This is a genomic window from Candidatus Accumulibacter aalborgensis (assembly GCF_900089955.1).
Taxonomy (GTDB): domain Bacteria; phylum Pseudomonadota; class Gammaproteobacteria; order Burkholderiales; family Rhodocyclaceae; genus Accumulibacter; species Accumulibacter aalborgensis.
In genome coordinates this window covers 25551-46217 of the sequence record NZ_FLQX01000155.1, presented here as the reverse complement: position 1 = coordinate 46217, position 20667 = coordinate 25551, and the positions used below count along the sequence as shown (strand labels likewise).

Annotated in this window: 32 protein-coding genes and 1 pseudogene; 1 reads left to right on the top strand and 32 read right to left on the bottom strand. The window is 59.9% G+C overall.

Going from position 1 to position 20667, the window contains the following annotated elements:
• From ACCAA_RS19745 to ACCAA_RS19730, 4 genes and pseudogenes are all read right to left on the bottom strand, one after another.
• Positions 1-313, bottom strand: a pseudogene (locus ACCAA_RS19745) (hypothetical protein); the annotation flags it as partial.
• A 20-nt stretch (positions 314-333) separates the two neighbouring features.
• Entirely contained in the window at positions 334-1623 is a 1290-nt protein-coding gene (locus tag ACCAA_RS19740) for an acetyl-CoA C-acetyltransferase (RefSeq protein ID WP_186408961.1), read from the bottom strand.
• A 90-nt stretch (positions 1624-1713) separates the two neighbouring features.
• Positions 1714-4065, bottom strand: a complete 2352-nt coding sequence (locus tag ACCAA_RS19735; RefSeq protein WP_186408956.1) for an acyl-CoA dehydrogenase — start codon at positions 4063-4065, stop codon at positions 1714-1716.
• Between the two features lie 14 nt (positions 4066-4079).
• Positions 4080-4856 carry a TetR/AcrR family transcriptional regulator gene (locus ACCAA_RS19730; RefSeq protein WP_245754695.1) on the bottom strand — a complete coding sequence of 259 codons (777 nt, stop codon included), beginning with the start codon at positions 4854-4856 and terminating at the stop codon, positions 4080-4082.
• 203 nt (positions 4857-5059) lie between these two features.
• On the opposite strand from ACCAA_RS19730, the gene ACCAA_RS19725 reads away from it, so the two are divergent.
• Positions 5060-6877, top strand: a complete 1818-nt coding sequence (locus tag ACCAA_RS19725) for an ABCB family ABC transporter ATP-binding protein/permease (protein ID WP_186408955.1) — start codon at positions 5060-5062, stop codon at positions 6875-6877.
• Between the two features lie 84 nt (positions 6878-6961).
• Here ACCAA_RS19725 and rplQ read toward each other — a convergent pair whose 3' ends face one another.
• From rplQ to rplC, 28 genes are all read right to left on the bottom strand, one after another.
• Positions 6962-7360: a 50S ribosomal protein L17 gene (gene rplQ / locus ACCAA_RS19720; RefSeq protein WP_186408954.1), complete on the bottom strand. Its 399-nt coding sequence runs from the start codon at positions 7358-7360 to the stop codon at positions 6962-6964.
• 30 nt (positions 7361-7390) lie between these two features.
• Complete coding sequence (locus ACCAA_RS19715; RefSeq protein WP_186408953.1) at positions 7391-8365, bottom strand: DNA-directed RNA polymerase subunit alpha; 975 nt, start codon at positions 8363-8365, stop codon at positions 7391-7393.
• A gap of 39 nt (positions 8366-8404) precedes the next feature.
• The gene (rpsD, locus tag ACCAA_RS19710) at positions 8405-9034 is read right to left on the bottom strand and encodes a 30S ribosomal protein S4 (protein ID WP_186408952.1); all 630 of its coding nucleotides are present in this window, start codon (positions 9032-9034) and stop codon (positions 8405-8407) included.
• Positions 9035-9046: 12 nt separating this feature from the next.
• The gene (gene rpsK / locus ACCAA_RS19705; RefSeq protein WP_186408951.1) at positions 9047-9442 is read right to left on the bottom strand and encodes a 30S ribosomal protein S11; all 396 of its coding nucleotides are present in this window, start codon (positions 9440-9442) and stop codon (positions 9047-9049) included.
• 20 nt (positions 9443-9462) lie between these two features.
• Positions 9463-9825, bottom strand: a complete 363-nt coding sequence (rpsM, locus tag ACCAA_RS19700; RefSeq protein WP_186408950.1) for a 30S ribosomal protein S13 — start codon at positions 9823-9825, stop codon at positions 9463-9465.
• 77 nt (positions 9826-9902) lie between these two features.
• Complete coding sequence (rpmJ, locus tag ACCAA_RS19695; protein ID WP_186408949.1) at positions 9903-10016, bottom strand: 50S ribosomal protein L36; 114 nt, start codon at positions 10014-10016, stop codon at positions 9903-9905.
• 76 nt (positions 10017-10092) lie between these two features.
• Entirely contained in the window at positions 10093-10311 is a 219-nt protein-coding gene (gene infA, locus ACCAA_RS19690) for a translation initiation factor IF-1 (protein ID WP_015767904.1), read from the bottom strand.
• A gap of 1 nt (position 10312) precedes the next feature.
• Positions 10313-11638: a preprotein translocase subunit SecY gene (gene secY, locus ACCAA_RS19685; protein ID WP_186408948.1), complete on the bottom strand. Its 1326-nt coding sequence runs from the start codon at positions 11636-11638 to the stop codon at positions 10313-10315.
• Between the two features lie 23 nt (positions 11639-11661).
• On the bottom strand, positions 11662-12096 hold the full coding sequence (rplO, locus tag ACCAA_RS19680) for a 50S ribosomal protein L15 (protein ID WP_186408947.1): 435 nt from the start codon (positions 12094-12096) through the stop codon (positions 11662-11664).
• Position 12097: 1 nt separating this feature from the next.
• Positions 12098-12280, bottom strand: coding sequence for a 50S ribosomal protein L30 (rpmD, locus tag ACCAA_RS19675; RefSeq protein WP_186408946.1), 183 nt, complete (start codon positions 12278-12280; stop codon positions 12098-12100).
• 3 nt (positions 12281-12283) lie between these two features.
• On the bottom strand, positions 12284-12808 hold the full coding sequence (gene rpsE, locus ACCAA_RS19670) for a 30S ribosomal protein S5 (protein ID WP_186408945.1): 525 nt from the start codon (positions 12806-12808) through the stop codon (positions 12284-12286).
• Between the two features lie 27 nt (positions 12809-12835).
• The gene (rplR, locus tag ACCAA_RS19665; protein ID WP_186408960.1) at positions 12836-13189 is read right to left on the bottom strand and encodes a 50S ribosomal protein L18; all 354 of its coding nucleotides are present in this window, start codon (positions 13187-13189) and stop codon (positions 12836-12838) included.
• 14 nt (positions 13190-13203) lie between these two features.
• Positions 13204-13740: a 50S ribosomal protein L6 gene (gene rplF, locus ACCAA_RS19660; RefSeq protein WP_186408944.1), complete on the bottom strand. Its 537-nt coding sequence runs from the start codon at positions 13738-13740 to the stop codon at positions 13204-13206.
• Between the two features lie 9 nt (positions 13741-13749).
• Positions 13750-14145, bottom strand: coding sequence for a 30S ribosomal protein S8 (gene rpsH, locus ACCAA_RS19655; RefSeq protein WP_186408943.1), 396 nt, complete (start codon positions 14143-14145; stop codon positions 13750-13752).
• Positions 14146-14160: 15 nt separating this feature from the next.
• Complete coding sequence (gene rpsN, locus ACCAA_RS19650) at positions 14161-14466, bottom strand: 30S ribosomal protein S14 (protein ID WP_186408942.1); 306 nt, start codon at positions 14464-14466, stop codon at positions 14161-14163.
• Positions 14467-14472: 6 nt separating this feature from the next.
• Positions 14473-15012 (bottom strand): 50S ribosomal protein L5, encoded by a 540-nt coding sequence (gene rplE / locus ACCAA_RS19645; protein ID WP_186408941.1) that lies wholly within the window; start codon positions 15010-15012, stop codon positions 14473-14475.
• Between the two features lie 9 nt (positions 15013-15021).
• Positions 15022-15339, bottom strand: coding sequence for a 50S ribosomal protein L24 (gene rplX / locus ACCAA_RS19640; protein WP_186408940.1), 318 nt, complete (start codon positions 15337-15339; stop codon positions 15022-15024).
• An 8-nt stretch (positions 15340-15347) separates the two neighbouring features.
• Positions 15348-15716 carry a 50S ribosomal protein L14 gene (rplN, locus tag ACCAA_RS19635; RefSeq protein ID WP_186408939.1) on the bottom strand — a complete coding sequence of 123 codons (369 nt, stop codon included), beginning with the start codon at positions 15714-15716 and terminating at the stop codon, positions 15348-15350.
• Positions 15717-15847: 131 nt separating this feature from the next.
• Entirely contained in the window at positions 15848-16111 is a 264-nt protein-coding gene (rpsQ, locus tag ACCAA_RS19630) for a 30S ribosomal protein S17 (RefSeq protein WP_186408938.1), read from the bottom strand.
• Positions 16108-16302, bottom strand: a complete 195-nt coding sequence (gene rpmC / locus ACCAA_RS19625) for a 50S ribosomal protein L29 (protein ID WP_186408959.1) — start codon at positions 16300-16302, stop codon at positions 16108-16110. The genes rpsQ and rpmC overlap by 4 nt, the downstream gene beginning before the upstream one ends.
• 2 nt (positions 16303-16304) lie before the next feature.
• Positions 16305-16718: a 50S ribosomal protein L16 gene (rplP, locus tag ACCAA_RS19620; protein ID WP_186408937.1), complete on the bottom strand. Its 414-nt coding sequence runs from the start codon at positions 16716-16718 to the stop codon at positions 16305-16307.
• Positions 16702-17538 (bottom strand): 30S ribosomal protein S3, encoded by an 837-nt coding sequence (gene rpsC / locus ACCAA_RS19615; RefSeq protein WP_186408936.1) that lies wholly within the window; start codon positions 17536-17538, stop codon positions 16702-16704. The genes rplP and rpsC overlap by 17 nt, the downstream gene beginning before the upstream one ends.
• A 9-nt stretch (positions 17539-17547) precedes the next feature.
• On the bottom strand, positions 17548-17877 hold the full coding sequence (gene rplV / locus ACCAA_RS19610; protein WP_186408958.1) for a 50S ribosomal protein L22: 330 nt from the start codon (positions 17875-17877) through the stop codon (positions 17548-17550).
• Positions 17878-17887: 10 nt separating this feature from the next.
• Entirely contained in the window at positions 17888-18163 is a 276-nt protein-coding gene (gene rpsS / locus ACCAA_RS19605) for a 30S ribosomal protein S19 (RefSeq protein WP_186408935.1), read from the bottom strand.
• 13 nt (positions 18164-18176) lie between these two features.
• Positions 18177-19004 carry a 50S ribosomal protein L2 gene (gene rplB / locus ACCAA_RS19600; protein ID WP_186408934.1) on the bottom strand — a complete coding sequence of 276 codons (828 nt, stop codon included), beginning with the start codon at positions 19002-19004 and terminating at the stop codon, positions 18177-18179.
• Positions 19004-19306, bottom strand: coding sequence for a 50S ribosomal protein L23 (gene rplW, locus ACCAA_RS19595; protein WP_186408933.1), 303 nt, complete (start codon positions 19304-19306; stop codon positions 19004-19006). Before rplW ends, rplB begins: the two co-directional genes overlap by 1 nt.
• Positions 19303-19923, bottom strand: coding sequence for a 50S ribosomal protein L4 (gene rplD / locus ACCAA_RS19590; RefSeq protein WP_186408932.1), 621 nt, complete (start codon positions 19921-19923; stop codon positions 19303-19305). Before rplD ends, rplW begins: the two co-directional genes overlap by 4 nt.
• On the bottom strand, positions 19924-20568 hold the full coding sequence (rplC, locus tag ACCAA_RS19585; protein ID WP_186408931.1) for a 50S ribosomal protein L3: 645 nt from the start codon (positions 20566-20568) through the stop codon (positions 19924-19926).
• Between the last annotated feature and the right edge of the window lie 99 nt (positions 20569-20667).

The following is a 20667-nucleotide window of genomic DNA, read 5'->3' as shown; positions in this document are numbered from 1 at the left end:
CGGCCCGGGCTCGTCCAACAAACGGATCAGATCGTGGCTTCGCACGATCTATCCTTATTCGTTCGGCACTAGCGACCTGCGTGAACTCCTGGATGTCGGCGCCGGCGATGAAACCGGCCGACTTGCCTGAACGGAAGACCAGCCCCTTCGGTGGGTTGCTGTCGAACTGGTCGAGAATTCCGGCAAGTTCGCTCATCACCACGGTGGACAGTGAATTGGTCGACTCGCCGGCCTTGTCCAGCGTTGCCCAGACGACGCCCTCGGCGTTAACCTGCAGCCGCCAGTGCTGGTAGGGGGTGATATTGATGTTCATGAGTGTTCCTGTTTCTGCGTTCAAGTGGTCGTTTCGACCAGCATGGCCCCACCCTGACCACCGCCGACACATATCGCGGCGATACCCCGCCGGGCGTCGGCAGCGCGCAGGGCGTGCAGCAGGTGCAGGACGATGCGTGCGCCGGAAGCACCCACCGGGTGACCGACGGCGATGGCGCTGCCATCGACATTGAGGCGCTCCTGGGACAGCGATCCGAGAGCACCGGTCAGATCAAGCTGCTCGCGGCAGTACTCGTCCGATTCCCAGGCGGCAAGACAGCCGAGGACTTGTGCGGCAAAGGCTTCATTGATTTCCCAGAGGTCGATGTCGGCGAGCATGAGCTGATGCCGTTGCAGAATCGGTGTCACCGCATGGACCGGGCCGAGACCCATCTGCGCCGGGTCGAGGCCTGCCCATTGGCTGTCGGTGATCCGACCCAGCGGCTGCAGTTGCCACCGGTCGACAGCCGCCGCGGAGGCCAGGATCAGCCAGGCCGCCCCATCGCTGATCTGCGAGCTGTTGCCGGGGGTGATGCGGCCGTACTTGCGATCGAAGAAGGGTTTGAGCCTGGCCAGCCCGGCGACGCTCGAATCTGCGCGCACGCCGTCATCCTCGCCATAAACGTGACCGTTGGCGTCGATCAGCGGAACGATCTCGGCGAGATGCCCGGCGGCGCGAGCGGCGACGGCACGCTGGTGGCTGCGCACGCTGTACTGGTCCATCTGCTGACGAGAGATGCCGAAGCGCCAGGCGAGATTCTCGGCGGTCTGCCCCATCAGCAAGCCAACGACCGGGTCGGTCAGGCCCTTGAGCAGGCCAATGACCGGCGACAACAGTTGCGCAGGGCGCAGGCGGGCGAAGGTGCCAATTTTCTGGCCGACCGTTTTCGCCTGCATCATGCGGGCAAACCAGCGCACCATCGCCTCTGAGTAAAGGAGCGGCGCGTGCGAGAGCGCATCGACACCACCGGCGAGAACGAGTTGTGAGCGTCGGTTCTGAATGTTGGCCATCGCCGAGTCGAGCGCCTGCATGCCGCTGGCACAGTTGCGCATCACCGTCCAGGCTGGCACCTGGTGACCACAGCCGAGACGCAGCGCAACGACGCGGCCAATATTCACTTCGTCGGGCGACGGACTGGCGCAACCGAGAATGACCTCGTCGAGGTCGGTCGGCGCGAACGGCTGGCGAATCAGCAGCGCGCGTCCCGCCTGGACCGCCAGATCACTGGCCGCGAACGGCCCCGGCACATTGCGCCCCTTGAGGAAGGGCGTTCTGGCGCCATCCACGACGAACACCGGCTCGAATCCCATTTGCTCTCCTTCTTTCATGCCTCCTCTCCCGGCACAAGACAGAGACACGGAACAAAGCTCCTCGCCCCTTTTCTCGGGATCTGCGACTTTCTAGGCCGCCGCTTTATGCAGCAGCGGTTGCTGCCGGCTACGGCCCAGGTCGTGCGGAAAATCGTCGACACGAATGACGATGTCACGAAGTTCATTGCGCCGCTTGAGGACAGCGTATTCTGCCGGGGTGACGATACCGGCGGCGAAAGCCGCGTGCGCCAGGTCGCGGACGTTGGCATCCGGATTATCGGCCAGCACGCCACTCTTTTCGGCAGCGCGAATCTTGGCTTCGATCGGTTCGGCGGCGATGGTTGCCACCAGTGCCAGTTCGAGTGCACCGACGGCCTCGGTCTCGGTGCCGGGTAGATAGCATTCAGCAGTCAGACGATCGCGGGAAGCGGACGGTTCGATCAGCAATTTGGCCACCTTGTGGCCGATCCGGTCCGACGGCACGTCGTAGGGGTGACCGAGCGGGAAAACGATGCGATACAGGGAGCGTCCGATCCAGCGCACCGGGAAATTGGCGATCACACCGTCGAAAGCCATCTGTGCCTTGTACATCGCGTCCCACATCGCCCAGTGCATCAGTGGAGCATCGGTCGGCTGACGCCCTTCCGACTCGTAGCGCTTGAGCGTCGCCGAGCACAGATAGAGCATCGAGAGGATGTCCCCCAGTCGCGCCGAGAGCTTTTCGCGCCGCTTCAGCTCGCCACCGAGGACCAGCATCGAGATGTCGGCAAGGAAAGCAAAGGCGGCCGAGAAACGCGTCAGTTGCTGATAGTAGCGCTTCGTTTCCGGGGCCACATTGGCCGGCACCGAAACGAAATGCGAACCGGTCAGCCCTTTCAGGAAGGCGCGGCAGCCATGTTTGATGGTGAAGCCGACGTGGCCGAACAAGGCCTCGTCGAAGTCACGCAGCCCCTGTACGCCGTCCGGGTTGAAGGCAGACTTCATCTCCTTCAAAACGTAGGGGTGGCAGCGGATGGCTCCCTGGCCAAAGAGGATCAGGCTGCGGGTCAGGATATTGGCACCCTCGACGGTAATTCCGATCGGCAGTTGCTGATAGGCGCGGCCGAGGAAGTTCGAAGGCCCGAGGCAGATCCCCTTGCCGCCGACAATGTCCATGCCATCATTGACCACCTCGCGGGCGCGCTCGGTGACATGGTACTTGGCGATCGCCGAAACCACCGAGGGCTTCTCGCCGAGGTCGATGGCACCAGCGGTCATCTTGCGCACGGCGTCCATCATGTAGGTATAGGCACCGATACGGGTGAGCCCTTCTTCAACGCCCTCGAAGCGCCCGACGGCCATCTTAAACTGACTGCGCACACGGGCGTAGGCACCGACGGTGCGCGCAGTCATTTGTGCCATACCGGTGTTCGACGACGGAAGCGAGATCGAACGACCCGCCGCAAGACACTCCATCAGCATTCTCCAGCCCTGACCGACCATCGCCGGGCCACCGATGATGTAATCGAGAGGCATGAAAACGTCCTTGCCGCGCGTCGGGCCGTTCATGAACATGGCGTTCAGGGGAAAGTGGCGGCGACCGATCTCGGCACCCGGCGTGTCGCGCGGTACCAGCGCACAGGTGATGCCGATGTGTTTCTTGGCGCCGAGCAAGCCATCCGGGTCAAAGAGATGGAAAGCCAGTCCAAGGATGGTACACACCGGGCCGAGCGTGATGTAGCGCTTGTCCCAGGTGACCCGCATGCCGACCACCTCCTTGCCTTGCCAGAGGCCCCTGCAGACGATGCCGACATCGGGAATCGAGGCTGCATCGGAGCCGGCCCACGGACTGGTCAGTGCGAAGGCTGGAATCTCAAGTCCCTTGGCCAGCCGCGGCAGAAAGTGGTTCTTTTGCGCTTCAGTTCCGTAGTGCAGCAGAAGTTCGGCGGGCCCTAGCGAGTTCGGCACCATCACCGATACCGCCAGCGCCGAGCAGCGCGTTGACAGCTTGGTGACGATCTGCGAGTGGCCGTAAGCGGAAAACTCCAGACCCCCGTACTTCTTGGGAATGATCATCCCGAGAAAGCCCTTGTCCTTGATGTACTGCCACGCCTCGGGCGGCAGATCGTACAGCTCGTGGGTCACCTGCCAGTCATCAACCAGCGCACACGCCTGCTCGGTCTCGTGGTCCATGAAGGACTGTTCTTCGGCGCTCAGCGTGGGCACCGGATAGGCGAGCAGCTTGTTCCAGTCAGGGTTGCCGCGAAAGAGTTCGCCGTCCCACCACACCGTACCGGCTTCGAGCGCTTCACGCTCGGTGTCGGACATCTGCGGCAGAATCCGCTTGTAAGTCTTGAAAATGGACCGGCTGATCAGCTCTCGCCGCAAGGGACGGACGCTGATCAGCACGGCCAGGCTCACCAGAGTGACGCCGATGAGGGCCGAGATGATCGTTGTGAGCATGGCTGTTACTCCTGTCATTGGTTTTGGGCGTTGATGCCTGAATCATGAATCTGAACTCCCGCGCCGTCATGGGTCACGGCTGGTTTGTGCGCTACGTCGAGCAACTGCGGCAACGGCGCCCGCAGGCCACCGAGCAGAAAAGGCATCAGCCGCTGAGCGAGACGCCTGGCCAGGGCCGTATCGCCGGCACCATCGCTGCCGCCTTCACCGGCAAGATCGCCCAGCCCACAGCCAGTGACCACCTGTAGTACATCGGTACCGGCGATGGCATACGACATGGCGCCGAGCATGAAATGCAGACGCCAGACGATCTCCGCTTTCGGCACATCAGGCAAGGCGCGAAACAAGGCCAGCTTGTAGCGATCAATCACTTGCGCATATTCGCCGGCAAAGAACGTGCGGATGAACTCGGCAGGTTCGGTCAGCGTTCGGCCGAGCAGGCGCAGGAAGGTCATTCCGCCGAGAGACTCGTCCTCACCCATGCGCAACAGGGTGCCGAAGAAGGCTTCCAGGATCTGAGATGGTTTGAGCGCCGCGCCGCCGGCTTGCGCTTCGAGCTTGTCGAGGGCCACCAGGCGCTCACCGTTGAGCCACGACAAACGGCGCCGGAAGACTTCACGCAGCAGCGCTTCCTTGGACCCAAAATGGTAGTTCACCGCCGCCAGATTGACCTCGGCTGCGCCCGTGATCATCCGCATCGACGTCGCTTCATAACCGTTCTCCATGAACAGACGTTCGGCGATATCGAGAATTCGCTCGCGTGTATCTTGACCTGACTTTTGATCGGGCATTAGCTCACTGGTCCAGGAAAGTTGAAGCGCGAAGAGCGCAAGGTCATGTAATGGCGCATCGTTCAAACGTTCGTTTTAATTTTATGGCCACCGAGCGTCGAATGCAAGGCTTTTTTCCGGCATCTTTCTGCGCAGACCTTGAGACATGGCCCGGCAAAAGGGCATACTCGGCAGGTCAACCACCCCATCGACTAGCCACTATCATGCGCAGCGCCGCCAGTTCCTCCTCTGCCGCCGATCGGGCGCCCGTTGGCGACAGCCACCTGTGGCTGACGCTGAACAAGCTCGTTCCCTACCTGTGGCAATACAAATGGCGCGTCATCCTGGCGCTGGCGTGTCTGTTTTCCGCCAAGCTGGCCAACGTGGCCGTGCCGCTGGTCTTCAAGTCCATGATCGATGACCTGACCAGCGCCCAGCAGGCAATGGCGCTACCCGTCCTGTTACTCCTGCTGTACGGCGCTCTGCGTTTTTCGACCTCTCTGTTTGCCGAGCTGCGCGAGATTCTTTTTGCCCGCGTCACCCAACGAGCAGTTCGCCGTATCGCCCTCGAAGTCTTCCGCCACCTGCACGAACTGTCACTTCGCTTCCATCTGCAGCGGCAGACCGGCGGCGTTTCGCGCGATGTCGAGCGCGGCAGCCGTTCAATCTCCAGTCTGATCAGCTACACCCTCTATTCCATCCTGCCGACGCTGGTCGAAATCACGCTCGTCCTCGGCATCCTGTTCGCGCGCTACGACAGCTCGTTTGTCCTCATCACCCTGCTTTCGCTCACCGCCTACATCGTGTTCACGGTCAAGGTCAGCAACTGGCGAATAGACATTCGCCGCAAACTCAACGAGGCTGATTCAGCCGCCAATACGCGCGCTGTCGACAGTCTGCTGAACTACGAAACGGTCAAGTATTTCAACAACGAGGAGTATGAGGCGCGGCGCTACGACCAGCAGATGCGGCACTGGGAAGACGCCGCGACGCGAAGCCAGGTCTCGCTTTCCTGGCTTAACCTGGGCCAACAGATAATAATCGCGCTCGGCGTCACGGCAATGATGTGGCGGGCAGCGAGCGGCGTCGTCGCCGGAACGATGACCATTGGCGACCTGGTGCTAGTCAACGCTTTCCTGATTCAGCTCTACATGCCGCTCAACTTCCTTGGCGTCGTGTACCGCGAAATCCGCCAGTCACTGGCCGATATCGAGCGAATGTTCGGTTTGCTCGCCGTCAATCGGGAAATCGCCGACTCCCCCGACGCCACAGCGCTCGTGCCCGGGGAAGTCGAACTCCGCTTTGCCGGGGTCGATTTCTTCTATGAAGCAAACCGGCAGATCCTGCACCAAGTCACGTTTTCAGTCCCGGCCGGACGCACGGTCGCCGTCGTCGGTGAGTCCGGATCCGGAAAGTCGACCCTCGCTCGCCTTCTCTACCGCTTCTACGACGTCAGCGGCGGCCGGATACTGATCAACGGGACCGATCTGCGCCAGCTCACGCAGTCGAGCCTGCGCGCTGCGATCGGCATCGTTCCCCAGGACACCGTGCTGTTCAACGATACGATCTACTACAACATCCACTACGGCCGCCCGGAAGCCAGCCACGATGAGGTGCTGGCGGCGGCCGAGGCAGCACAACTCGCGGCATTCATCCGGCTGCTCCCTGACGGCTATCAAACCCGGGTCGGCGAGCGCGGTCTCAAGCTTTCCGGCGGCGAGAAGCAGCGTGTCGCAATCGCCCGCGCTTTGTTGAAAAACCCGCCGGTGCTGATTTTCGATGAGGCTACATCGGCCCTCGACTCGAAAACCGAGAAAGCGATCCAGGCCAGCCTCGACCACGCGGCGTGCGGACGGACGACACTGGTGGTTGCCCATCGCCTGTCTACGATCATGAATGCCGACCAGATTCTGGTCATGGACGCCGGCCGTATCGTCGAACGCGGAGCGCACCTTGAACTGCTCGAAGCGGAAGGCCTGTATGCACAGATGTGGGCCCTCCAGCAGCTCGAAGAGTCAAGTGCCGAGCCGTGCGCAGGCTAGTTACAGGCCTCGCTGGCCGCCACCTGAGCGCAAAAAGCCAGGCATGGCCTGGCTTTCCTGGATTCAATACGCGACCTCATCTGCTCAGGCGCCGCTTCCCCCGGAAGCACTATCGCCACCTGCTTCAGGCTGGTCGAGCAATTCGACCAATGCCATGGGCGCGTTGTCACCATCCCGGAAACCACACTTCAGTATCCGCAGATAGCCGCCATTGCGCGTGGCGTAACGAGGCCCGAGTTCATCGAACACCTTGACTACCATGTCGCGGTCGCGTAAACGGTCAAAAGCCAGGCGCCGGTTCGCGAGACTCGGCTTCTTGCCGAGCGTGATGATCGGCTCGACCACCCGACGAAGCTCCTTGGCCTTGGGCAAGGTCGTCTTGATGGTCTCCTCGCGAAGCAGCGAGACGGTCATGTTGCGCAACATCGCCAGGCGATGAGAGCTGGTACGATTCAGTTTGCGGAGACCCAAACGGTGACGCATATCGATTCCTTCCTGTTCTTTTCCGGCGGCTTATTTCTCGAGCCCGGCCGGCGGCCAGTTCTCGAGCTTCATGCCCAGTGTCAGGCCACGTGCAGCCAGCACTTCCTTGATTTCATTAAGCGACTTTCGACCGAGGTTCGGGGTCTTGAGCAACTCATTCTCGGTGCGCTGGATCAAATCACCGATGTAATAGATATTTTCCGCCTTCAGACAGTTGGCTGAACGAACCGTCAGCTCAAGGTCGTCAACCGGACGCAGCAAAAGCGGATCCACCTGGACCGTTTTCTGGTACTCGACCGGCATCGCCGTCCCGGCAAGGTCGGCAAATACCGACAGTTGCTCCATCAAGATGCGAGCGGCGGTGCGAATCGCCTCCTCGGGCTCGATGGCACCGTTGGTCTCGATGTCCATGATCAGTTTGTCGAGGTCCGTCCGCTGCTCGACGCGTGCGCTCTCGACAGCGTAACTGACCCGGCGAACCGGGCTGAACGACGCATCGAGAACCAGCTTGCCGATGCTCTTGCTGCCATCGCCGATCTGCCTGAGGTTACCGGCGAGATAGCCGCGCGACTGCTCTACCTTGAGTTCCATTGCCAGCTTGCCACCAGCCGAGAGATGCGCGATCACGTGCTCAGGGTTGATGATCTCGACATCGTGTGAAACTTCGATGTCGGCCGCCCGAACGACGCCCTTCCCTTCGCTGCGCAGATGAAGGACGACCTCCTCCCGGTTATGCAGCTTGAAGACGACACCCTTCAGGTTCAGCAGGATATCAACGACGTCTTCCTGCACTCCGTCGATCGTCGAATACTCATGGAGCACGCCCTCTATGCTGACCTCGGTTGGCGCGTAACCAGGCATCGAGGAAAGCAGAATCCGGCGCAGCGCATTGCCCAGGGTGTGGCCGTAGCCACGCTCGAACGGCTCCATGACCACTCGCGCATGCACCGGCGACAAGCTCTGCACATCGATGATGCGCGGTTTAAATAGTCCACTGCTGTCCATGTACTGTCCTTTGCCTGATTCCGTGAAGCCTCGTCACGACTACTTCGAGTAAAGTTCGATGACGAGACTCTCGTTGATCGTCGGCGGCAGTTCGCTGCGCTCAGGGTGCGCCTTGTAGGTACCCTTCGCGGCCTTCGCGTCGACCTCGACCCACTCCGGAAAACCGCGCGCCTCGGCAGCCGCCAGGGCAGCCTTGACACGGAGCTGAGCTTTCGCCTTTTCGCAGACTTCAACGACATCGCCGGGACGGACCTGGTAGGACGGGATGTTGACCCGACGACCATTCACCAGCACACCATTGTGGCGGACGACCTGGCGCGACTCCGAGCGCGATGCCGCGAAGCCCATGCGATATGCCACGCTATCGAGACGGGCCTCCAGCAACTGCAGCAGAACCTCGCCGGTTACTCCTCGGCGCCGATCGGCTTCCTTGTAAACCTTGCGGAACTGACCTTCAAGAACGCCATAGATACGACGAATCTTCTGCTTCTCGCGAAGGTGAACGCCGTAATCCGACAGACGCTGCCCGGACTTCTGACCGTGCTGACCGGGTGCATACGAGCGACGCTCGATGGCACACTTGTCGGTAAAGCACTTCTCTCCCTTCAGGAATAACTTTTCGCCTTCACGGCGGCACTGACGGCACTTCGGATCGAGGTTGCGAGCCACTATTTCTTCTCCTTAAATCCGACGCTTCTTCGGCGGCCGGCAGCCGTTGTGCGGGATAGGCGTGACATCGGTAATCGACGTGATTTTCATGCCGAGAGCATTAAGCGCACGCACCGATGACTCCCGCCCAGGGCCTGGACCCTTGATGCGCACTTCGAGATTCTTGACACCACACTCAACGGCAACCCTGCCCGCAGCTTCCGCAGCAACCTGTGCAGCAAAGGGCGTACTCTTGCGAGATCCCTTGAAACCAGCGCCGCCCGACGTCGCCCACGACAGCGCGTTACCCTGGCGGTCGGTGATCGTGATGATCGTGTTGTTGAACGACGCGTGGATGTGAGCGACACCCTCAGCCACATTCTTTCTAATTTTGACTTTCTTGCGTACTTTTGCTGCGGTCTTGGCCATAGTCGGGTCCTAGTTCCTAATCATTTCTTGCCAGCGATCGCCTTCCGCGGTCCCTTGCGGGTACGCGCGTTGGTCTTTGTCCGCTGACCGCGGGAGGGAAGGCCCTTGCGGTGACGAAGTCCGCGATAGCAACCGAGGTCCATCAAGCGCTTGATGTTCATCGTCACTTCGCGACGCAAATCGCCTTCGACAGAGAACCTGCCGATCTGCTCGCGCAGCCGCTCCAGCTCTGCTTCCGTCAGGTCCTTCATTTTTGTCGCACGTGTCACACCAGCAGCATCACAAATCTTTTGTGCGCGCGGGCGCCCGATACCGTAAATCGCGGTGAGCGCAATCTCGGTATGCTGGTGGTTCGGTAGGTTTACGCCTGCGATGCGGGCCATCGTTTCACCCCAATTAATCGATACTTACAGTTAATGCCTTCAACCGACTGAGGACTCACAAGAGTGAGCCACAGCGGTCAACCTTGACGCTGTTTGTGACGCTGATCTGTACAGATGACCCGCACGACGCCATGGCGCCGAACGATTTTGCACTTGCGACAGATGCGTTTCACAGATGCCAGCACTTTCATGATTCACTCCTGATTACCCGACGCCAGGTGCAGCCAACCCTGTGCCGAATTGTGACGTGGATTGCGTAACTACTCTTCACTTGGCGCGGAAAACGATTCGCGCGCGACTCAGATCGTAAGGTGTCAATTGCACTGTCACCTTGTCGCCCGGGAGAATGCGGATATAGTGCATGCGCATCTTGCCGGATATGAAACCGAGCACGACATGGCCGTTCTCCAGTTTCACTCTGAACGTCGCGTTGGGGAGGTTCTCAATCACCTCACCCTGCATTTCAATCAAATCTTCCTTTGCCATTCTATTTCGCCGGTAGCCCGGAGCCTTTGAAGTTGGCCTTTTTCAACAGGCTCTCGTATTGGTGCGACATGGCATACGCCTGGACCTGGGTCATGAAATCCATCGTCACCACGACAATGATCAGCAGCGAAGTGCCGCCGAAATAGAACGGCACGTTCCATTTCAGAATCAGGAATTCAGGCAACAGGCAAACGATGGTGATGTAGCCCGCGCCGACCAGCGTCAGACGCATTAGTATCTTGTCAATGTAGCGCGCCGTCTGATCACCGGGCCGAATACCGGGGACGAATGCGCCGCTGCGCTTCAGATTGTCGGCCGTTTCCCTGGAGTTGAAGACCAACGCCGTATAGAAAAAGCAGAAAAAGATGATCGCCGCCGCGTAGAGCATCACATAGATCGGTTGCCCAGGTGACAGCGCACCCGCAATGTCCTTCAGCCAGCGAACCGACTCGCCCGAGCCAAACCAGCCGGCGATCGTTGCCGGAAAGAGAATGATCGACGAGGCAAAGATCGGCGGGATCACCCCCGCCATGTTCAGTTTCAGCGGAAGGTGCGAGCTTTGCCCACCGTAAATCTTGTTACCCACCTGGCGCTTGGCATAATTGACCAGAATCTTGCGCTGCCCCCGTTCGACGAAGACGACGAAGGCAGTCACCAGAACGACGAGCAGGCTGATGACGATCGCCGTCAGCGGATGCATCGCACCAGTGCGAACCAATTCAAGCAGGCCGCCGATGGCGTTTGGCAGGCCAGCGGCGATACCGGCAAAGATGATGATTGATATCCCGTTACCCAGGCCACGCTCGGTAACCTGCTCGCCGAGCCACATGAGAAACATCGTTCCAGTAAGCAGTGTGATCACCGTCACGAAACGGAACATCATACCCGGCTCAAGCACCAGTCCCGGCTGTGACTCGACCGCGACGGCAATCCCGATGCCCTGGAACAAGGCCAGCAAGACGGTTCCGTAGCGGGTGTATTGGGTGATCTTGCGCCGCCCGGCCTCGCCTTCCTTTTTCAGCGCCTCGAGCTGGGGACTGGCGTGCGTCATAAGCTGCATGATGATCGACGCCGAGATGTAGGGCATGATCCCGAGCGCAAAAATCGTAAACCGCGACAGTGCGCCACCCGAAAACATGTTGAACATGCCGAGGATGCCGCCCTGCTGCTTGTTGAACAGCTCGCTCAAAACCTGCGCGTCAATGCCCGGAACCGGAATATGCGAGCCGATCCGGTACACGACCAGTGCGCCAAGGAGGAACCAGAGCCGACGCTTCAGATCGCCGAACTTCCCCCCCTTGCTGACCGTCGCTGGATTAGTTGCCAAAAAAGATCACCCCCGCCGAAGCGCTATTCGGCAACGCTGCCACCGGCGGCTTCGATAGCCGCCCGCGCACCCGCCGTAGCGCCAACACCCTTGAGGACGACTGGGCGCGTGATCTCACCCGAGAGCACGACCTTGGCCGAAAGCGCACGCTGAGACACCAGATTGGTCTGCTTCAAGGTCAGCAGGTCGATCTCCCCAAGCGGCAAAGCGGCAATTTCCGACAGCCGTACCTCGACGTTACGATCGTTGGTCATTGACTTGAAGCCACGCTTTGGCAAGCGACGCTGCAGCGGCATCTGACCGCCTTCAAAACCGACCTTGTGGAAACCACCCGCGCGCGATTTCTGGCCCTTGTGACCGCGGCCACAGGTCTTGCCGAAACCTGAGCCGATGCCCCGGCCCACGCGCTTACGGTCTGCCCTGGCCCCGTCGGCCGGCTGAATAGTATTCAGTTTCATTTCAGCCCTCACACTTCAAAAGATAGGCGACCTTGTTGATCATGCCGCGCACGGCTGGCGTGTCTTCCAATGTCGAGCTACTGTTCACGCGGCGCAGACCCAGACCGCGGACGGTCGCCCGATGCGATTCCTTGGTGCCGATCAGGCTGCGGACGAGCGTTACTTTTACTGTTTTATCAGCCATCTCTTACCCCAGAATCTCGGCGACGGTCTTGCCGCGCTTGGCAGCGACCTCGGCCGGCGTGGTCATTGCCCGCAGGCCGTTGATCGTCGCCCGGACGATGTTGTACGGATTGGTCGAACCATGTGCCTTGGCGACGACATTGGCCATTCCCATGACGTCGAAAACTGCCCGCATGGCACCGCCGGCGATGATACCCGTGCCTTCGGGGGCCGGCTGCATCATGACCCGTGACGCGCCGTGGTGGCCGACTACCGTATGCTGCAAAGTGCCATTCTTCAGGCTCACCTTGACCAGGTTTCGTCGAGCTTCTTCCATCGCCTTCTGGACGGCCACCGGGACTTCGCGGGACTTGCCCTTGCCCATGCCGATACGCCCGTCACCATCGCCGACGACGGTCAAGGCGGCAAAGCCGAGAATACGGCCACCCTTCACCACTTTCGTCACGCGATTGATCGAAATCATTTTCTCCCGCATGCCGTCATCAGGTTTCTCGGCTTGCTGGGGTTTTCTGCTTTGTGGCTTAGCCATTGATTACTCCAATTCTTTTCGGGCTGATCAGAACTTGAGACCGGCTTCACGCGCGGCCTCGGCCAGCGCCTTGATTCGACCATGGTACTGAAAGCCGGCCCGATCAAACGAAACCTGCTCGATGCCTGCCTTGATCGCCCGTTCGGCGATCAACTGGCCAATCGCTTTCGCGGCGTCGACAGTGCCTCCATTCGGCAAGCCCCTGCGCACATCCGGCTCGAGCGAGGAGGCTGAAGCCAGCACCTTGGACCCGCAGGGGGAAATCACCTGCGCATAGATGTGGCAGTTGCTGCGGTGTACCGACAGCCGCACCGACTTCAGCTCAGCGATCTTGGCCCTCGTCTTGCGAGCCCTGCGCAAACGCGCCTGTTTCTTCTCTATCATCTCAGCACCCTTTATTTCTTCTTCTTCGTTTCCTTGATGACCACCACCTCGTCCGCATAGCGCACCCCTTTGCCCTTATAGGGCTCCGGCTTGCGATACGCGCGAACTTCGGCCGCCACCTGGCCAACGAGTTGACGGTCAACCCCCTTGATGACAATCTCGGTCTGCGTCGGCGTCTCGGCCGAGATGCCCTGGGGCAACTTGTACGCCACCGGATGCGAAAAACCGAGGGTCAGGTTGAGCGTGTCACCCTGAGCCTGAGCGCGATAGCCGACACCCACCAGGTTGAGACGGCGCTCGAAGCCCTTGCTGACACCGTTCACCATGTTGTTGACCACCGCACGGACGGTTCCGGACAGCGCATCGGAATTGGCGACGCCGGGCACCGGCTTGCAGAGCAGACTGTCTCCCTCCTGCTCGACACTGACCGCTGAATTGGCAGCAAATTCAAGTGCGCCCAACGGGCCCTTGACGGCAATACGTTCCGCCGAGATATCCACCGAAACACCCGGTGGGACGACGATTGGGTTTTTAGCAACGCGCGACATGGCGACCCCTTAGGCGACGATGCACAACACTTCGCCACCAATGTGGCTGGCGCGGGCTTTGCGGTCGGTCATGACCCCCTGGGGTGTGGACACGATGGCCACCCCAAGCCCATTCATGACCACTGGAATGTTATCGGCGCCGCGATAGATGCGTAGCCCCGGCCTGGAGACACGGTCGATCCGCTCGATCACCGGGCGGCCCGCGTAATACTTCAGGCCAATCTGGAGCAGCGGCTTGCCGTTATTCTCGCTGACCGCAAATTCTTCCACGTACCCCTCGTCCTTCAGCACCTGGGCGATGGCGATTTTTACTTTCGAAGATGGCATGGCGACGGAGGCCTTGTTTGCCATCTGGGCATTTCGGATGCGGGTCAGCATGTCGCTGATCGGATCGCTCATACTCATTCTATTCTCTCCTGCCTACCAGCTTGCCTTGATCATTCCCGGCACCTCGCCGCGCAGCGCGAAATCGCGCAGCTTGCCACGCCCCAAACCGAACTTGCGATAGACGCCGCGAGGGCGCCCGGTCATTTCGCAACGGTTACGCAGCCTGACCGGGCTCGAGTTGCGCGGCAACGACTGAATTTTCAGGCGTGCCTCGAAGCGATCCTCGATGGAGCGGCTTTCGTCGCCGATGATCGCCACCAGCTCGGCGCGCTTCTTGGCATATTTTTCAACGATCTTGCGCCGCTTTTCACCGCGGTTGATCACAGCGAGTTTTGCCATTTCGTCTCAGTTCCTGAAGGGAAATTTAAACGCGCCAAGCAAGGCACGCGCCTCGTCGTCGGTCTTGGCAGTCGTGGTGACACTGATATTCATGCCGCGCAGCGCATCAATCTTGTCGTATTCGATTTCCGGAAAGATGATCTGCTCCTTGAGGCCCATGTTGTAGTTACCGCGGCCATCGAAGCCCTTTCCCGATATGCCGCGAAAGTCGCGGACTCGGGGCAGTGCCACAGTGACCAGGCGATCGATGAATTCGAACATTCGCGGACCACGCAAGGTAACCATACAGCCGATTGGGTAGCCGGTGCGAATCTTGAAGCCGGCGATCGATTTGCGGGCCTTGGTGACCACCGGCTTCTGGCCGGCGATCTTGGTCAGGTCGCCCACGGCATGGTCGAGCACTTTCTTGTCGGAAACCGCCTCGCCGACACCCATGTTGAGAGTGATCTTGGTGATCCGAGGCACTTCCATTCCCGACTTGTAACCGAATTTTTCGGTCAACTCGGGAACCACTGTCGTCTTGTAAAAATCCAGCAAACGCGCCATGACTGCTCCTTAGACCCCTAACACTTCGCCGTTTGACTTGAAGAACCGCACCTTCGTACCGTCTTCGAGCGTCTTGAAACCGACACGATCCGCTTTCCGCGTTGCCGGGTTGTAAAGCGACACATTCGAGATGTGGAGAGGCATCTCCTTTTCGATGATGCCACCAACGACGCCCTTGACAGGATTTGGCTTGACATGTTTCTTGACGCGATTGACCCCGTCAACCAGCACGTGCTCAGCGTCGGAACGGCGCAGGACGGATCCCCGCTTGCCCTTGTCTTTTCCAGCGATGACGACCACGTCGTCGCCCTTGCGAATCTTTTCCATGACCTTCCTTACAGCACTTCCGGCGCCAGAGACACGATCTTCATGAATCGGTCGCCACGCAGCTCGCGCGTCACCGGCCCAAAAATACGAGTGCCAATCGGCTCCATCTTGTTATTCAGGAGTACGGCCGCATTGTGGTCGAATTTCACCAGAGAGCCATCGACACGGCGCACGCCCTTGGCGGTACGTACCACGACGGCGCTGTAGACATCGCCTTTCTTGACGCGCCCGCGCGGAGCAGCATCCTTGATGGTGACCTTGATAATGTCGCCGACACCGGCGTAGCGCCGCTTGGAGCCACCCAACACCTTGATACACATAACCGATCGTGCGCCGGTGTTGTCGGCGACGTCGAGAACCGTTTGTACTTGAATCATCTGTCACTCCAACTTGGCCCGCGTTGGCGGTCAGTCTTGGAACCCGTACGGGGAGGATCGCCCAAGGTTTAGCACCAGTCGGGCGCGGGAAAACGTAGCATTATAGCGGCTACAGAAACTTTTGCAAGCCTTTACACCGAAACTGCACGCTCCAGCAACTTGGTGACCACCCAGGACTTGGTCTTCGACAGCGGACGGGACTCCTGAATCTCGACGAGGTCGCCCGCTTTGGCCTGGTTGCCGTCATTGTGCGCGTGGTATTTGCTCGAGCGCACGATAATCTTGTTATACATCGCGTGCTTGACGCGGCGCTCGATAACAACCGTGACGGTCTTGTCCATCCGGTCGCTGACGACGCGCCCTACGAGGGTACGCTTGTTGGTGGTCTCGCTCATTGTTGAACTGCCTTTTCACGAAGAAGCGTGCGTACGCGCGCGATCTGTCGACGCACTTTGCCGATTTGACTGTTGTTGGTCAACTGCTGGGTGGCAAGCTGCATCCGCAGGCCAAACTGGGCCTTCAGCAGCGCCAGCAATTCCGCGTTCAGTTCGTCGACGGTTTTTGCTCTGAGTTCACTGACTTTCATGATCAACCCACCATGCGCATAACGAAAACTGTCGGGATCGGTAGCTTGGCGGCAGCAAGCGCAAAGGCCTCACGCGCCAGACCTTCATTGACACCATCCATCTCGTAAAGAACCTTGCCAGGCTTGATCTCGGCGACCCAGTACTCCGGATTACCCTTGCCGCTACCCATGCGCACCTCGGCGGGCTTCTTGGAAATCGGCTTGTCGGGAAAGACGCGAATCCATATCCGGCCGCCGCGTTTGATGTGGCGGGTCATCGCCCGTCGTGCCGCTTCAATCTGACGAGCTGTCAAGCGCCCACGACCGATCGCCTTGAGCCCGAATTCACCAAAGCTGACTTTGGCTCCCCGCGTTGCCAGACCGGTGTTGCGGCCCTTCTGCTCCTTACGGTACTTCCTTCTAGCTGGCTGCAGCATCTGTTGTTCCTGCCTTTCTGACTCGTTTCACCGGCGCCTTCGCTTCCGCAGCCGCCCCATCGGCCTTGGCCGCGTCCTCCTGGCCTCTCACCGGACGACTTGGCCGATCTGCAGGCTCACCCGGGCGCGCTGTGCGCCGCGGTCTGCGTTCATCAGCCACCGCGTCCTGAGAGAGCGCCGCCTGCTCCTGGCGATTCAGAATTTCGCCTTTGAAGACCCAGACCTTGACGCCGATGAGGCCATAGGTCGTCAAAGCCTCGGACGTCGCGTAGTCGATATCCGCACGCAAGGTGTGCAGCGGCACGCGGCCCTCGCGATACCATTCGCGGCGAGCGATTTCGGCACCGTTGAGGCGGCCCGAACTCATGATTTTGACCCCTTGCGCACCAAGCCGCATCGCGTTCTGCATGGCCCGCTTCATGGCGCGACGGAACATGATGCGCTTTTCCAGTTGCTGCGTAATCGAGTCGGCGATCAATTGGGCGTCAAGCTCGGGCTTCCTGATTTCTTCGATACTGACGTGCACCGGAACACCCATGATCTTTTGCAGGGCTACGCGCAGGTGATCGATCTCCTCACCCTTCTTGCCAATGACCACACCCGGGCGCGCCGAGAAGATCGTCACGCGCGCGTTCTTGGCGGGGCGCTCAATCAGAATGCGTCCGACCGAAGCGTGTTTCAACTTTTTCTTCAGGTATTCCCGAACCTTGATGTCTTCGTTCAGCATGCCGGGGAAGTTCTTCTTGTTGGCATACCAACGTGACGACCAGTCGCGCGTCACGGCCAGACGAAACCCTGCGGGATGAATCTTTTGTCCCATTCTTATTCCTCAGTTGCCGACGGTCACAAACACGTGACAGGTCGGCTTGACGATTCGGTTGCCCCGCCCCTTGGCCCGCGCCGTAAAGCGCTTCAGCACCGCGCCCTTTTCGACGCAGATAGTCTTCACCGTCAGTTCGTCAATATCGGCACCATCGTTGTGCTCGGCGTTGGCAATTGCCGATTCCAGCACTTTCTTGATGATCGCCGCACCCTTCTTGGGGCTGAAGGTCAGAATGTTGAGCGCCTTGTCGACCGCCAGACCACGGATCTGATCAGCCACCAGCCGCCCTTTCTGACTCGAGAGTCGTACGCCGCGCAAAACAGCACGAGTTTCCATATTCATTCCTTTACTTCTTGGCCTTCTTGCCAGCCGTGTGGCCCTTGAAAGTACGGGTCAGCGAAAACTCGCCGAGCTTGTGCCCAACCATGTTCTCGGTCACGAACACCGGAATATGTTGCTTGCCGTTATGAACGGCGATGGTCAAGCCGACAAAATCCGGCAGCACCGTGGACCGACGCGACCACGTTTTGATCGGGCGCTTGTCGCCCGTAGCGCGCACCGCGCTCACCTTTTTCATCAGATGGGCATCTGCAAACGGGCCCTTTTTTACGGAACGTCCCATGGTTCTCTATCCCCTAGCGTTTGTTGCGGCGCTGCACGATCATCGAAGTCGTACGCTTGTTGCGACGAGTACGATAACCCTTGGTCTTGGTACCCCAAGGACTGACCGGATGCATACCCGCAGCTGTCTTGCCCTCGCCACCACCATGCGGGTGGTCGATCGGGTTCATCGCCACGCCACGAACCGTCGGACGGATACCACGCCAGCGATTGGCACCGGCTTTGCCGATGGAACGTAGGCCATGTTCCTCGTTACCCACTTCGCCAATTGTGGCACGGCACTCAACGTGCACCCGCCTGATCTCGCCTGAGCGAAGGCGCAACTGCGCGTGGACGCCTTCCCTGGCCAGCAACTGGACCGAGGTGCCTGCCGAGCGAGCCAGTTGCGCACCCTTGCCAGGGACCATCTCGACGCAGTGGATGGTGGTACCCACCGGGATGTTGCGGATCGGCAGCGTGTTGCCCACCTTGATTGGCGCTTCGGAACCACTGGAGACCTGTTGGCCAACGACCAGCCCTTTCGGCGCAATGATATAGCGCCGTTCCCCATCGGCATAACAGAGCAAGGCAATGTTCGCCGTCCGGTTCGGGTCATACTCAAGACGCTCGACCTCGGCTGGAATCCCATCCTTGTTGCGCTTGAAGTCGACCAGCCGGTAGTGTTGCTTGTGGCCACCGCCCTGGTGCCTGGTCGTGATGCGACCGCTATTGTTACGGCCAGCATGCCTGGATTGTGGCTCGACCAGAGCAGCGAGCGGCGCACCCTTGTGCAGACCTTGATTGACGACCTTGACCACCGCGCGGCGGCCAGGCGAAGTCGGCTTGACTTTGACGAGTGCCATCAGACGGCTCCCCCATCGACGAAATTGATTTCCTGACCGGGCTTCAGGCAAACGTATGCCTTCTTCCAGCTCTTGCGGCGGCCCATGACACGACCGAATTTCTTGTGCTTGCCTTTGACGTTGGCAATCTGAACCGACTCGACGGCCACCTTGAACAGCAGCTCGACGGCGCCCTTGACTTCAGGCTTGGTCGCGTCGGACACCACGCGAAAGATCACCTGTTCATGCTTCTCGGCCAGGAAAGTAGCCTTTTCCGAGATCTGAGGGGCGAGCAGGACTTGCAACAGACGTTCTTGGTTCATCCCAGGATCTCCTCAAACTTGGCCAGCGCGCCCTTGGTCAGCAATACCTTCGGGAAGTGGACCAACGATACCGGATCGGCCTGGTGAACTTCCAGTACCAGCACATTGGGCAGATTTCGCGCCGCCAGAAAGACGTTCTCGTCGAGACTATCGGTAATTATCAGCACCGACTCATAGCCCAGTTCCTTGATCCTGGCAGCGAACAGCCGGGTCTTCGGCGCATCGATCGAAAGGCTCTCCACCACCGCCAGGCGGTCCTGGCGGACAAGCTGGGAGAGGATAGCGGCCATTCCCGCGCGGTACATCTTGCGGTTCAGCTTCTGGCTGAAATTCTCGTCAGGCGAACTCGGGAAGACCCGACCGCCGCCACGCCATATCGGCGAGGAAGACATGCCTGCGCGGGCGCGACCGGTGCCTTTTTGGCGCCACGGCTTCTTGGTCGTGTGCCGCACATCCTGGCGGTCCTTCTGGGCGCGGTCACCGCTGCGCGCATTGGCCTGATAGGCGACCAGAACCTGGTGCACCAGCGCCTCGTTGTAATCACGGCCAAACAGGGAGTCAGAAGCATCCACGCAACTGCTGTCCTGGCCATGCTGATTGATAAGCTTGAGTTCCATTTATGCCCCCGCCTTGACTGCAGGACGCACAATCACATCCGCCCCCTTGGAGCCGGGAACCGCGCCCTTGAGCAACAGCAACTGGCGATCCACATCGACACGAACGACTTCGAGGTTCTGCTGGGTGCGCTTGACGGCGCCCAGGTGCCCGGCCATTTTCTTGCCGGGAAAAACCCGGCCCGGATCCTGGGCCATTCCTGTCGACCCCAGCGCCTGGTGCGAAACGGAGTTGCCGTGTGCCGCACCTTGCGAAGAGAAGTGATGGCGCTTGATCGCCCCCGAAAAACCCTTGCCGATGGTCTGAGCGGTGACGTCGACCTTTTGGCCGACGGCAAAAATGGTCACGCTGATCTGGTCGCCAGGCTTGAGCGTGGCGAGTTCGTCGACGGAAACAGGGAACTCCTTCAGAACGTGACCCGCTTCGACACCGGCTTTAGCCAGATGGCCTGCCAAGGGTTGATTGACGCGCGACGCGCGGCGCTTGCCAAAGGCCAGCTGGACGACTGAATAACCGTCGTTTTGCGGCGTTTTGATCTGGGCGACGCGATTGTTCGACACATCGAGCACAGTCACCGGGACGCTAACGCCCTCGTCGGTAAAGATGCGCGTCATGCCAACCTTGCGCCCAACAAGGCCTAGACTCATGGTTGTTCTCCTCTGACCGGCTACGATTGGCCGGCGAGCGTTGCTAACAAAACCGGGCAGTGTCTCAACACACCACTGCCCGACGAAAGGCGGCGATTA

Bases quoted from the DNA above. Each gene is read 5' to 3' on its own strand.
- ACCAA_RS19740 (WP_186408961.1), bottom strand. From the start codon at position 1,623: ATGGGATTCGAGCCGGTGTTCGTCGTGGATGGCGCCAGAACGCCCTTC.
- ACCAA_RS19735 (WP_186408956.1), bottom strand. From the start codon at position 4,065: ATGCTCACAACGATCATCTCGGCCCTCATCGGCGTCACTCTGGTGAGC.
- ACCAA_RS19730 (WP_245754695.1), bottom strand. From the start codon at position 4,856: ATGCCCGATCAAAAGTCAGGTCAAGATACACGCGAGCGAATTCTCGAT.
- ACCAA_RS19725 (WP_186408955.1), top strand. From the start codon at position 5,060: ATGCGCAGCGCCGCCAGTTCCTCCTCTGCCGCCGATCGGGCGCCCGTT.
- rplQ (WP_186408954.1), bottom strand. From the start codon at position 7,360: ATGCGTCACCGTTTGGGTCTCCGCAAACTGAATCGTACCAGCTCTCAT.
- ACCAA_RS19715 (WP_186408953.1), bottom strand. From the start codon at position 8,365: ATGGACAGCAGTGGACTATTTAAACCGCGCATCATCGATGTGCAGAGC.
- rpsK (WP_186408951.1), bottom strand. From the start codon at position 9,442: ATGGCCAAGACCGCAGCAAAAGTACGCAAGAAAGTCAAAATTAGAAAG.
- rpsM (WP_186408950.1), bottom strand. From the start codon at position 9,825: ATGGCCCGCATCGCAGGCGTAAACCTACCGAACCACCAGCATACCGAG.
- rpmJ (WP_186408949.1), bottom strand. From the start codon at position 10,016: ATGAAAGTGCTGGCATCTGTGAAACGCATCTGTCGCAAGTGCAAAATC.
- infA (WP_015767904.1), bottom strand. From the start codon at position 10,311: ATGGCAAAGGAAGATTTGATTGAAATGCAGGGTGAGGTGATTGAGAAC.
- rplO (WP_186408947.1), bottom strand. From the start codon at position 12,096: ATGAAACTGAATACTATTCAGCCGGCCGACGGGGCCAGGGCAGACCGT.
- rpmD (WP_186408946.1), bottom strand. From the start codon at position 12,280: ATGGCTGATAAAACAGTAAAAGTAACGCTCGTCCGCAGCCTGATCGGC.
- rpsE (WP_186408945.1), bottom strand. From the start codon at position 12,808: ATGGCTAAGCCACAAAGCAGAAAACCCCAGCAAGCCGAGAAACCTGAT.
- rplF (WP_186408944.1), bottom strand. From the start codon at position 13,740: ATGTCGCGCGTTGCTAAAAACCCAATCGTCGTCCCACCGGGTGTTTCG.
- rpsH (WP_186408943.1), bottom strand. From the start codon at position 14,145: ATGAGTATGAGCGATCCGATCAGCGACATGCTGACCCGCATCCGAAAT.
- rpsN (WP_186408942.1), bottom strand. From the start codon at position 14,466: ATGGCAAAACTCGCTGTGATCAACCGCGGTGAAAAGCGGCGCAAGATC.
- rplE (WP_186408941.1), bottom strand. From the start codon at position 15,012: ATGGCGCGTTTGCTGGATTTTTACAAGACGACAGTGGTTCCCGAGTTG.
- rplX (WP_186408940.1), bottom strand. From the start codon at position 15,339: ATGGAAAAGATTCGCAAGGGCGACGACGTGGTCGTCATCGCTGGAAAA.
- rplN (WP_186408939.1), bottom strand. From the start codon at position 15,716: ATGATTCAAGTACAAACGGTTCTCGACGTCGCCGACAACACCGGCGCA.
- rpsQ (WP_186408938.1), bottom strand. From the start codon at position 16,111: ATGAGCGAGACCACCAACAAGCGTACCCTCGTAGGGCGCGTCGTCAGC.
- rpmC (WP_186408959.1), bottom strand. From the start codon at position 16,302: ATGAAAGTCAGTGAACTCAGAGCAAAAACCGTCGACGAACTGAACGCG.
- rplP (WP_186408937.1), bottom strand. From the start codon at position 16,718: ATGCTGCAGCCAGCTAGAAGGAAGTACCGTAAGGAGCAGAAGGGCCGC.
- rpsC (WP_186408936.1), bottom strand. From the start codon at position 17,538: ATGGGACAAAAGATTCATCCCGCAGGGTTTCGTCTGGCCGTGACGCGC.
- rplV (WP_186408958.1), bottom strand. From the start codon at position 17,877: ATGGAAACTCGTGCTGTTTTGCGCGGCGTACGACTCTCGAGTCAGAAA.
- rpsS (WP_186408935.1), bottom strand. From the start codon at position 18,163: ATGGGACGTTCCGTAAAAAAGGGCCCGTTTGCAGATGCCCATCTGATG.
- rplB (WP_186408934.1), bottom strand. From the start codon at position 19,004: ATGGCACTCGTCAAAGTCAAGCCGACTTCGCCTGGCCGCCGCGCGGTG.
- rplW (WP_186408933.1), bottom strand. From the start codon at position 19,306: ATGAACCAAGAACGTCTGTTGCAAGTCCTGCTCGCCCCTCAGATCTCG.
- rplD (WP_186408932.1), bottom strand. From the start codon at position 19,923: ATGGAACTCAAGCTTATCAATCAGCATGGCCAGGACAGCAGTTGCGTG.
- rplC (WP_186408931.1), bottom strand. From the start codon at position 20,568: ATGAGTCTAGGCCTTGTTGGGCGCAAGGTTGGCATGACGCGCATCTTT.